The sequence below is a fragment of the Sphingobium sp. YR768 genome (genome assembly GCF_900111125.1).
In the GTDB taxonomy this organism is placed as follows: domain Bacteria; phylum Pseudomonadota; class Alphaproteobacteria; order Sphingomonadales; family Sphingomonadaceae; genus Sphingobium.
The window spans coordinates 1-1472 of sequence record NZ_FOGE01000079.1 but is presented as its reverse complement, the minus strand read 5'-3'; the positions used below and the strand labels follow the sequence as shown (position 1 = coordinate 1472).

Annotated in this window: 2 protein-coding genes; both read right to left on the bottom strand. The window is 63.9% G+C overall.

From position 1 onward, the window contains the following. Positions 1–803 (bottom strand): electron transfer flavoprotein subunit alpha/FixB family protein (locus tag BMX92_RS26700; RefSeq protein ID WP_093022775.1); only part of this gene is annotated, 803 nt, incomplete at its 3' end. A gap of 3 nt (positions 804–806) precedes the next feature. Further along, positions 807–1472, bottom strand: a 666-nt coding sequence (locus tag BMX92_RS26695) for an electron transfer flavoprotein subunit beta/FixA family protein (protein WP_093022772.1), incomplete at its 5' end; no start/stop codon positions are given.

The following is a 1472-nucleotide window of genomic DNA, read 5'->3' as shown; positions in this document are numbered from 1 at the left end:
GCCAGATGCTGAATAGCCCCGGAAATACCGACCGCGACATAGATTTCGGGCGCCACGATCTTGCCGGTCTGCCCGACCTGATAGTCGTTGGGCACATAGCCGGCATCCACCGCCGCGCGCGATGCGCCGACCGCCGCACCCAGCTTGTCCGCCAGCGGGAAGATCACTTCCTCGAAGGTCGGACCGTCCTTGAGCGCCCGGCCACCCGACACGATGATCTTGGCACTGGTCAGCTCCGGCCGTTCCAGCTTGGCGATCTCGGCACCGACGAAGGACGAAATCCCCTTGTCCCCGGTCGAGGCGACGGCTTCCACCGTGCCAGCACCGCCCTCGCGCTCGGCCTTCTCGAACGCCGTGCCACGTACGGTGATCACCTTCCTGGCGTCCTTGCTCTTCACCGTCGCAATCGCATTGCCGGCATAGATAGGCCGCGTGAACGTGTCTTCGCTTTCGACCGACAATATGTCGCTGATCTGCATCACGTCGAGCAGCGCAGCGACGCGCGGCGCGATATTCTTGCCATTGCTGGTCGCGGGCGCGACGAAGGCGTCATGGCTGGCCATCAGCTCGACCACCAGAGGCGCGACATTCTCGGCCAGCGCATGACCGAAAGCCGCATCATCGGCGACATGCACCTTGCCAACACCAGCGATCTTCGCGGCCTCGGCGGCCACGCCATCCACGCCCGCGCCGGCCACCAGCAGATGCACTTCACCCAGCTTCGATGCTGCGGTGACGGCGGAGAGGGTCGCGTCCTTGACCGCGCCGCCCTCATGTTCAACCCACACAAGAGTCTTCGTCATGGCTTATACTCCCAGAGCCTTGAGCTTGGCGACCAGTTCATCGACATCGGCGACCTTCACGCCAGCCGATCGCTTGGCCGGTTCCGTCACCTTCAGCGTCTCCAGACGCGCAGCGATGTCCACGCCATAATCGGCGGGGGTCTTGTTCGCCAAAGGCTTGGCCTTTGCCTTCATGATGTTGGGCAGCGAGGCATAGCGCGGCTCGTTCAAACGCAGGTCGGTGGTGATGATCGCCGGAACGTTCAGCTTCACCGTCTCCAGACCGCCATCGACTTCGCGGGTCACGCTGACCTTGTCGCCCTCGACCTCCACCTTGCTGGCGAAAGTCCCCTGCGGCAAGCCCAGCAGCGCGGCCAGCATCTGGCCGGTCTGGTTGCTGTCATCGTCGATCGCCTGCTTGCCCAGGATGATCAGGCTGGCGCCTTCCTCTTCCTGCACCTTGGCCAGCAGCTTGGCGACGCCCAGCGGTTCCACTTCATCGTCGGTCTGGATCAGGATCGCCCGGTCAGCGCCCATGGCCAGCGCGGTGCGCAGCGTATCCTGCGCCTTCGCCACACCGATCGACACCGCCACGACCTCGGTCGCCACGCCCTTTTCCTTCAGGCGAATGGCTTCCTCGACCGCGATCTCGTCAAACGGGTTCATGCTCATCTTGACGTTCGCAAGCTC